We start from the raw sequence: 9897 nt of genomic DNA on the forward strand, positions 1-9897 counted from the left end.
AAATGGCAAGTTTTTCAGATGTAAGCATCAAGCGCCCGGTACTGGCCATAGTGATGTCGCTGGTTATTATCCTGTTTGGGATAATTGGCTATACCTACCTGGGAGTCAGGGAGTTTCCCAGTGTTGATCCTCCGGTAGTAACGGTAAGTACTACCTATACGGGTGCCAATGCCGAGATCATCGAATCGCAGATTACCGAGCCCCTCGAAGAATCTATTAATGGCATTGCCGGTATTCGTACCCTTTCTTCTTCCAGCCGGGATGGCCGGAGCAGTATCACCGTAGAATTTGACCTGAGTGTTGACATGGAAACGGCCGCCAATGACGTTCGTGACCGGGTATCTTCGGCCCAGCGCAACCTGCCTCCCGACGTTGACCCTCCCAATGTGGCCAAAGCCGATGCTGATGCTTCTCCCATCTGGTACATCAACGTAAAAAGCGAAAAGCGCTCTTTGCTCGACCTGAATGACGTGGTAACCAGGCAGTTTAAGGAGAAATTTCAGACCGTTGCGGGGGTAAGTAGTGTGCAGATATGGGGTGAAAAAAAGTTCTCCATGCGCCTGCGTATTGACCCCGCCTTACTGGCGGCTTATCAACTCACCTCTATTGACGTTTCGCAGGCGCTAGCCCGGCAAAACGTAGAGCTTCCTTCGGGGAGTATTGAAGGCCAGACCATGGAACTGAGCGTACGAACGCTGGGACGCCTGCATACCGTGGAAGACTTTGACAATATGATTATCAAAGAAGAGGGTGCCCGTATTGTTCGCTTTAAGGATGTGGGCTACGCCGAACTAGCTCCCGAAAATGAGCGCACGCTGTTGAAAAGAGATGGTGTACCCATGATGGCCGTAGCCGTTATCCCCCAACCGGGTGCAAACCACATTGCTATTGTTAGCGCGCTTGAACAACGTCTGAGCCAAATAAAAAGAGACCTCCCGGCCGATATAGTGGTAGAACCTGGTTACGACAATACGCAGTTTGTACGCTCCTCTATCCACGAGGTAGTTGAAACCATTATCATCGCCTTTATACTGGTGGCCCTGATTATTTTTGTGTTTCTCCGCGACTGGCGCTCTACCCTTATTCCGCTTACTGCCATTCCAATTTCCCTCATTGGAGCTTTCTTTATCATGTACATCTGTGGGTTCTCCATCAATGTACTGACGCTGCTGGGGATAGTACTAGCCATTGGTCTGGTAGTGGATGACGCTATTGTGGTACTTGAAAATATTTACACCAAGATAGAGGAAGGCATGAATCCGTTTCAGGCTGCCTTTGCTGGCTCCCGCGAGATTTATTTTGCCGTAATATCAACTACGGTTACCCTGGCAGCAGTGTTCCTGCCCGTGATATTTATGGAGGGTATTACCGGACGGCTGTTCCGTGAGTTTGGTATAGTAGTGGCAGGTTCGGTAATTATTTCGGCCTTTGTTTCATTGACGCTTACTCCCATGCTAAGCTCACGCCTGCTTAAAAAGCGCGCGCGGCAACCATGGCTTTACCGCAAAACCGAGCCCTTCTTTACCTGGATGAACCAGGGTTACGAAAATTCCCTCCGGTCTTTTATGAGCATACGCTGGGTAGCGTGGGTACTGGTGGTCACCTTTGGCGGTATTATTTACCTCCTCATGACCAATAATCGAATTCCTGCGGAGCTGGCCCCCATGGAAGACCGCTCTAACTTTCGGGTCAATGCCACCGCCCAGGAAGGTGCTACTTTTGAATACATGCAGAAATACATGGACGAAGTTGGCGAGTTTGTATACAATCAATTAGACTCAACCGAGCGGAGCGGGGTAATTACGATTACTTCCCCCGGCTTTGGGTCAGCCGCGACCAACTCTGGTTTTGTACGGGTAGTACTTACAGCTCCCGATAAGCGGCAGCGAAGTCAGCGCGAAATTGTAGAAACGCTTACTCCCAAGATCCGTCAGTTTTCGGGAGCCAGGGCCTTTTTCTTTCAGGATCAAACTATCAACGCCGGGCGTTCGCGGGGTCAGCCTATTCAGTACGTAATTCAGGCCCCTAACTTTGACAAGCTGAAAGAAGTCTTGCCGGTTTTTGTGGAAAAAGCTCAGGCTAGTCCAAAGCTGGACGGGGTAGACGTAAACCTAAAATTTACGAAACCCGAAATTCGGCTGGAAATTGACCGTGAAAAAGCGCAAACGCTGGGAGTTTCCATTCAGGACATCGGACAGACCCTCCAGCTGGGCCTGAGTGGTCGCCGGTTCGGGTACTTTATTCAGGATGGCAAGCAGTACCAGGTCATTGGTCAAATAGACCGTAATGAACGGAATGATATTCTGGACTTAAAATCTCTGTACGTAAAAAGCAATACGGGTGAGTTGATTCAGCTCGATAACCTGGTTAAGCTTACCGAACAAAGTACCCCTCCCCAGCTCCTCCGCTTTAACCGGTATATATCGGCCACAGTATCAAGTAACACGGCCAAAGGAGTAAGTATGGGCGAAGCCATTGAAGAAATGGAGCGCATCGGGGATGAAGTACTTGACCCGACTTTCAATACCGCACTGGATGGTACTTCACGGGAATTCAAGGAAAGTTCTAATAGCCTTTTGTTTGCCTTCCTGCTCTCGCTGGTACTTATTTTCCTGATTCTGGCGGCCCAGTTTGAAAGCTTTGTGGACCCTATTATTATCCTGCTCACAGTACCCTTGGCCCTTTGCGGCGCTTTGCTCTCGCTTTGGGACTTTGGACAGACTATGAATATTTTCAGCCAGATTGGTATCATCGTATTGGTAGGGCTGGTTACCAAAAACGGTATCCTGATTGTAGAATTTGCCAACCAGCGCAAAGAAGCGGGCATACCCAAAATGCAGGCGGTTCAGGAAGCGGCGGCGTCACGTTTCCGCCCGATCCTGATGACCAGCCTCTGTACTATTCTGGGTATTCTGCCGATAGCCCTGGCCTTAGGTGCCGGTGCAGAAAGCCGGGTATCCATGGGTATTGCCGTGGTAGGCGGTATGTTGTTCTCAACCATTCTTACGCTATATATTATTCCGGCGGTGTATTCGTACATGTCTCGTGACCACAAAAAGGGTCCGGAAGAAGAAACTCCGCACCTGGAACTGGCTGAGGTGCAATAGCCCAATTGAATCTTCAAAAAGAAAACGACCAGCCGGGCTGGTCGTTTTCTTTTTGTGGTAGAGTCTTCAAATCCTTTTGGAAATTTGTAAATTGCCAATTAATCTGAAACCAATAGTAACAACGAAAATGGAACTTGTCAAGGAACTGGACAAGCAGGGAAACTTCCTGTTTAAGTACCGGGGAATACTGCCTCTTATTATTTTAGTAGTAGGACTGGCTGTGTATGCGTACGTAATATGGGAAGGAGCAAGTACCTACCGACTTACTTTTCAGAACAATGAGTATGAATTCTTTTGCCTGGCGGTGGCGCTTCTGGGGCTGGTCATCCGTATTCTGACGGTAGGCTTTACTCCCCGCCATACCTCCGGCCGCAATACCCAACAACAGGTTGCCGATACGCTCAATACCTCGGGGATGTACTCCACGGTCAGGCATCCACTTTACGTAGGTAATTTTTTTATGTGGCTGGGGGTAGCCCTACTCACGCAACATGCCTGGTTTACGATAGCTTTTGTGCTGCTGTACTGGATGTACTATGAGCGTATCATGTTTACGGAAGAAAAATTTATTGCCGGTAAGTTTGGCGAAAAGTTTTACGCCTGGGCGGCCCAAACCCCAGCCATAATTCCCAATCCGGCCCGTTGGCGAAATCCGGATCTTCAGTTTAACCCAAAGAAAGTACTTCGGCAGGAAAAGAACGGTTTTTTCGCGGTATTCCTGCTTTTCTTCGTCTTCGATACGGTCGGAGAATTTATTACCTACGGTGACGTCAGCTTCCGGAATTTTCACTGGCTCGTGCTGTGTATAGCCAGTGGGGTACTTTACCTGGTACTAAAACTTTTAAAAAACAAAACCCAGGTACTGGCCGACTAAGGCCCTGTAAGTACTTAACCTACCCGAATCGGCGGGGGTCAAAAGCCTGACAATCCATACTGACCGGCTGCCCCAATACTATTTCGGACACCAGCTTGCCGGTACCGGGGCCGAGGCTAACGCCCATCATACCGTGTCCCGTGGCTACTACCAGGTTGGAGAAGCCATTCACACGTCCGATATAGGGAAGCCCGTCCGGTGAACACGGACGCAACCCGCTCCATACGTTATCGATACGGGGTAAGGCCACTTCCATTTCCGGATAGTAATTTGTAATTGAGCTGGCAATACCCCGAACCCGGTTCATATTGATACTTAAATCAGTACCTGCTACTTCGAGCGTACCGGCAAAGCGTAGCTGGTGGCCCATTGGAGTAGCGGTAGCCCGGGCTTCCAGCATAATGGCGGGAATCTTTACATTTTTTTTGACTTCCGACAGCGTAAAACTGTACCCCTTTCCTCCCTGCAATGGGAGCGAAATACCCAGTCGGCGGGTAAGCAGGGGTGTCCAGGCTCCGCCTGTAAGTACTACTTCCTCAAAAGAAAAGCTCCCTCCGTTTGTAATTACGCTATTTACCTTGCCATTCCGAAGGCCAAAATCTTTCACCATATGGTTGTCCAGAATAGCCACCCCCTTCCGACGCAGAAAGGTAACTAATTCGTACATCAGCTGGTTGGGGGAAATATGGGCATCGCCGGGGTAGTACACCGCGCCCTCCACATCCACCTGTACATCCGGCTCCATTTCCTGTACTTCCTTTCCTGAAATCACCTGGGCTTCAATACCTGCCTGCCGGGCTACAGCCGCTTCGTGCTGCATTTCGGGCAACGACTGTTTATCCTTAAACAACATCAGGAGGCCTTTTTCCTGCCAGCCAAAATCTATTTCGGCCTGCATGGCCAGTTCCTGGTAGAGGTCTTTACTGAGCAGGCTTATATCGCGTAGTATAGGTACCGACCGTTGAACGTGCGCCTCGGTAGAATGCTTCCAGAACAGAGTACCCCACCGCACCAGGTCCCAGTTTAACCGGGGTTTAATGTAAAATGGACTCGTAGAACTAAGCATCCATTTTAATCCGCGCGTTATCATACCCGGCTGGGCCAGGGGTATAATATGGCTGGGAACTATCATGCCGGCGTTGCCGAAAGAACAGCCGTCTTCCAGCTTACCCTGCTCAAATACGGTTACTTCACAGCCGGCTTTGAGCAGGTAGTAGGCCGTAAACAGGCCATTTACTCCCCCTCCTACTATTCCAACCTTCTTCATCGTTAACTACTAATCCGGTATCTTTCCCTAATTTTTCGGTAATTTACGTTAACAGACTCTTAAACCCAGCACTAAGTGAAAAAGATACTGATAGTGGAGGATGATCGACGGATAGCCCAAAATATCAATCGTGGACTTGTAGCCGAAGGATTTGAAGTAGAAGTTGCCTACGATGGCATAACGGGCAAGCAACTGGCCCTGGGAAAATCATTTGACCTGGTACTGCTGGACCTTAACCTGCCGGGTATGAAGGGACTGGAAGTGTGCCAGCAGGTCCGGCAATATAAGCCGCTACTGCCTATTATCATGCTTACGGCTTATGGTGAAATTGAGGACAAGATAGAAGGTTTGGGAAAGGGAGCGGATGATTATATCATAAAACCCTTTGACTTCCGGGAGCTATACGCCCGGATTGTGGCGGCCTTACGCAGGTCTGATATGATGACCAACGCTACTGAAAAAAATCATATTCTACGCATTGCCGACCTGGAACTGGATACCCAGAGAAAGTTGGTAACCCGCAACGGAAAATCAATTGACCTGACCGCCCGCGAATTTGCCCTGCTTGAATATATGCTGCGTAACCGCGGCCATGTCATTTCAAAAATGGACCTGGCTGAACACGTATGGCACCTCAACTTTGATCCGGGTACTAACGTGGTGGAAGTATATATCAACTACCTTCGCCGGAAAATAGATAAAGATTTCGGTTCCAAACTAATCCATACCCGGCCTGGCTTAGGCTATGTGCTGAAAGAAGAATAAGCTCATTGAATTATGAAGATTAAAGACAGGATTGCTCTGCAGTTCTCGCTTATTGTAGCCTCCATTCTGGTCATATTTTCGGTAATTGTATATACTATTTCTTCCAATTACCGGCAGGAGGAGTTCTACGACCGGCTGATGAACAAGGCCCGTACCACAGCCCGGCTGCTGGTAGATGTGGAGGAAATTGATAAGGAACTTCTCAAGATTATAGACCGCAATACCCTGACCGCTCTTATTGACGAGAAAGTACTTGTTTTCGATTCAAAAAATCAACTTATATATGCCAGCGTAGATGACAAAGAGTTACTATTCAGGCCGAGCTTGCTGGAGGAAATTCGTAAAAAGAAAGAAATAGTAACAACCGAAGGTGAGAATGAAATAGTGGGGTTACTGTACGATGACGGCCAGGAGCCGTTGGTAGTACTTGCTTCGGCCTACGATAAGTTTGGCCGGAGCAAGCTTCAAAATCTTGGTAACACCCTGCTTTGGGGGTTATTGGTCGGTATAGGGCTAACGGTAGCCCTGGGAATATACTTTGCCGGCAATTCGCTCAAACCCATCGCCCATATTAATGAGCAGGTGTCTTCCATTACGGCCCGCAACCTGCAGCAACACCTGGATGAAGGCAACCGCCGGGATGAAATTGCCCAGCTGGCCATAAACTTCAATACGGTCCTTAAGCGGCTTCACCAGGCTTTTGAGCAGCAAAAGAGCTTTGTTTCCCACGCTTCCCATGAACTACGTACTCCCCTGGCCGCCCTGAAGTCGGAAGTGCAGCTGGCCGAACGTTTTGCCAAGGATGATCCCGAAATAAAGGTAATTTTTCAAAATCTGGCGACCGATACCGACCGGTTAATAAGTATTACCAATAGTCTGCTGTTTCTGGCCCGCTCCTTTGAAAATATCAGTCAAATGACCACGACCAGGGTACGGATTGAGGATATAGCTTTTCTGGCCAAAGAGGAACTCCTGGACGCGCACCCCGCTTACCAACTAGTGATTGATTACGAAAATTTGCCGGCGAATGAAAATGATACCCTGGTCGAAGGCAACGAAGAACTCCTCAAGCGGGTGTTCCTGAACCTGATGGATAATGCCTGCAAGTATTCTCCTGATCAAACTGCCCGTGTGCTGTTTTCGACCGATAGTACCTACTGTTACCTTAAGGTAATTGATCAGGGAATAGGCATAGCTCCGGCTGACCAGCCCCACATTTTCGAGCCATTCTACCGGGCCTCCAATGCCGCTCCCTATTCAGGTTTTGGAATTGGCCTTTCTATTTCCCAGCGAATTGTGGATATTCACGGAGGTACTTTAACGGTAGAAAGCAACAAGGAGGAAGGAAGTACTTTTACGGTTCAACTAACCCATGTCTAACAACCGGACTTGTAAAGATGGCTTATTTTTACGGGTACTTTCACAAACAAAATAGGGCTAACAAAGCCCGGCAAGTAGAAATAATTAATCTAAACTAATTCTAAGGTTTTTCTAATTTGTAGAAGCGCCTTGTCCTTTTTGGATTTAGTATCTTTGATTAAGCTACTTCCCAAAAAGTAGTTGTTCCGTCAGAACTTCCTGTGGAATGGGTTGAAAAATTGTGTTTACTCAGAAAGCCGACTTCGTTTGAGGTCGGCTTTTTAGTTTGTATCCAGGAAGTGCATCCGGTACTATATTACCTGAAATCCGTTCACATAAGGATCGTCTTCGTTCAGTATAATGTGGTTGTAGCCGTAAATAACCGCCCAGCCTTCAATACTGGGTACAATAGCCGGCGAACCCGCCAGATCGGTTTCCGCTTCGATTCGACCCACAAACTTGGACCCGATAATACTCTCATGTACGAATGCTTCGCCCGGCTTGAGCCTGCCCTGCGCATACCACTGGGCCATACGGGCCGAAGTACCCGTACCACAGGGTGAACGGTCAATGGCTTTGTCTCCGTAAAAAACGGCATTCCGGGCGGTAGACCTCCCCTCTAGCGGCTCGCCGGTCCAGAGAACGTGGCTGAGGCCCTGAATGGAAGGATTTTCGGGGTGAACAAAAGTATGCCCCTTATTTATCAGTTCCCGAAGGCTCCTGGCCCAGGCTACCAGTTGCTCGGCTTTGTAGTGCTGCAGACCGGCAAAGTTGGGCTGTGGGTCAACAATAGCGTAGTAGTTTCCGCCGTAGGCCACATCCACGGTAAGCTCACCCAACTCCGGGCAAAGTACCTTTATTCCCTCGGCAGCCAGGTAAGACTTTATGTTAATAATCTTCACCGACTTTACTTTACTGCCCTCCTGGCGGTATTCGGCCGTCACCAGTCCGGCGGGTACCTCGAGTTTCAGTACACCCGGTTGCCGCGGCGTTACCAGGCCCTGCTCTATGGCTACTGTTACGGTACCAATGGTACCGTGGCCGCACATGGGCAGGCAGCCCGAGGTTTCGATAAATAATACACCCACGTCATTGGCCGGGTCAACTGGTGGGTACAGGATACTGCCGGACATCATATCGTGCCCCCGGGGCTCAAACATCAGGCTTTTGCGTATCCAGTCATACTCCCGCAGAAAGTGGAGTCGCTTTTCACTCATGGAAAGACCTTCCAGAGTTGGAATGGCCCCACCCGTGACCACCCGCACCGGATTGCCACAGGTGTGGGCGTCAATACAGAAAAAATGCTTGTCAGCCATGCTTTATTATAGAGACAGGTAATCGGGAAGTTCGGGACGGGCGGCTAAGCCATCCGTAATAATTTTTTCGACCCGGCTTCGCTCCTCCCCTACCAGCGGCAGGCGCGGAAGACGTACGTGCTCGGAGCCAATGCCGGTATGTACTTCAGCCAACTTGATGTACTGCACCAGCTTGGGATGCAGGTCCAGTTCCAGCAGGGGCAGGAACCAACGGTATATCCGGCGGGCTTCCTCCAGGCGACCGGCTTTTACCAACCTATAAATAGCCACGGTTTCGCGGGGGAAGGCACAAACCAGACCGGCTACCCAGCCGTCGGCCCCCATCAGCAATTCTTCCATGGCTAGGGTGTCCACACCGCATAATATTTTAAGACGGTCGCCAAAATGGTTGCGCAGCCGGGTTACGTTGGAAACATCGCGCGTCGACTCCTTCACCGCCTGAACGGAACTAAGCTGGAGTAGTTCGTCAAACATACCAATGGTTACCTCAATTTTATAATCAAACGGGTTGTTATAGATCATTATGGGAAGATCCGTTGCCTGGGCAATGGCCCGGAAGTACTCAGTGGTTTCGCGTTCGTCGGCTTTGTACCGCATGGGAGGCAATACCATCAGTCCGCTGGCCCCCCAGGCAACCGCCTCTTCGGCGCGTCTAACGGCCTCTTTTGTAGCGCCCTCGGCAATATTAAGTACAACGGGTACCTTGTTTTCCAGCTGTTCAACGGCGCATTTCACCAGTTGCTCCTTTTCCGGGTTGGTCAGGGTACTGGCTTCCCCCAGAGAACCACCAATAATGACTCCGTCGACACCTGCCTCCAGCTGGGCTTTAAGATTATGTTGAAACGTTGAGAGATCAAGTACTTCGTCCTGGGTGAACTTGGTGGTGAGAGCCGGGAAAACGCCTTGCCAGTTGAAAGACATAGATAGCAGCAGGTTTGAAAAGTGAGTAAAAAGGGAAATAAACAAAGGAAGTCCCAAATTCCCAATTTTTTACCGAAGGTCTGCTTATTATTATTAAGTAACTGTCAAAGTGAAGTACCCGTGGAGAAAAACGGAGAAGAAATAATACTAAGAATATGTTTTGGATTGAATAAAACCAATAAAAGGAGTCAGTCGTTAGCTTGTTGAATCTCACCTCAAACAAGCTAAATGAAAGAGAATTTCTCTGAAATGACTGACTCCTGCTGGCAATTTGTCGAAAAAATAATT

At 49.1% G+C, this 9897-nt stretch carries 7 protein-coding genes; 4 read left to right on the forward strand and 3 right to left on the reverse strand.

All coding sequences use genetic code 11. From position 1 onward, the window contains the following. The first annotated feature begins 2 nt into the window (after window positions 1-2). Complete coding sequence (locus tag VGN67_RS10520; RefSeq protein ID WP_327486776.1) at window positions 3-3107, forward strand: efflux RND transporter permease subunit; 3105 nt, start codon at window positions 3-5, stop codon at window positions 3105-3107. Between the two features lie 127 nt (window positions 3108-3234). Beyond that, window positions 3235-3981 (forward strand): isoprenylcysteine carboxylmethyltransferase family protein, encoded by a 747-nt coding sequence (locus VGN67_RS10525; RefSeq protein ID WP_327486777.1) that lies wholly within the window; start codon window positions 3235-3237, stop codon window positions 3979-3981. A gap of 19 nt (window positions 3982-4000) precedes the next feature. Here VGN67_RS10525 and VGN67_RS10530 read toward each other — a convergent pair whose 3' ends face one another. Next, window positions 4001-5248 (reverse strand): NAD(P)/FAD-dependent oxidoreductase, encoded by a 1248-nt coding sequence (locus VGN67_RS10530; protein WP_327486778.1) that lies wholly within the window; start codon window positions 5246-5248, stop codon window positions 4001-4003. 75 nt (window positions 5249-5323) lie between these two features. Between VGN67_RS10530 and VGN67_RS10535 the strand changes: the two genes are divergently transcribed. Both VGN67_RS10535 and VGN67_RS10540 read left to right on the forward strand, forming a co-directional pair. Continuing rightward, window positions 5324-6013, forward strand: coding sequence for a response regulator transcription factor (locus tag VGN67_RS10535; RefSeq protein ID WP_327486779.1), 690 nt, complete (start codon window positions 5324-5326; stop codon window positions 6011-6013). Window positions 6014-6025: 12 nt separating this feature from the next. Beyond that, window positions 6026-7393, forward strand: coding sequence for a HAMP domain-containing sensor histidine kinase (locus VGN67_RS10540; RefSeq protein WP_327486780.1), 1368 nt, complete (start codon window positions 6026-6028; stop codon window positions 7391-7393). A gap of 290 nt (window positions 7394-7683) precedes the next feature. Here VGN67_RS10540 and VGN67_RS10545 read toward each other — a convergent pair whose 3' ends face one another. Next, a complete protein-coding gene (locus VGN67_RS10545) occupies window positions 7684-8688 on the reverse strand; it encodes a 4-hydroxyproline epimerase (RefSeq protein WP_327486781.1) in 1005 nt (334 codons plus the stop codon). Window positions 8689-8694: 6 nt separating this feature from the next. Then, window positions 8695-9609 carry a dihydrodipicolinate synthase family protein gene (locus VGN67_RS10550; RefSeq protein ID WP_327486782.1) on the reverse strand — a complete coding sequence of 305 codons (915 nt, stop codon included), beginning with the start codon at window positions 9607-9609 and terminating at the stop codon, window positions 8695-8697. Between the last annotated feature and the right edge of the window lie 288 nt (window positions 9610-9897).

Origin of the sequence: Telluribacter sp., assembly GCF_035998675.1 — a bacterium.
In the GTDB taxonomy this organism is placed as follows: domain Bacteria; phylum Bacteroidota; class Bacteroidia; order Cytophagales; family Spirosomataceae; genus Telluribacter.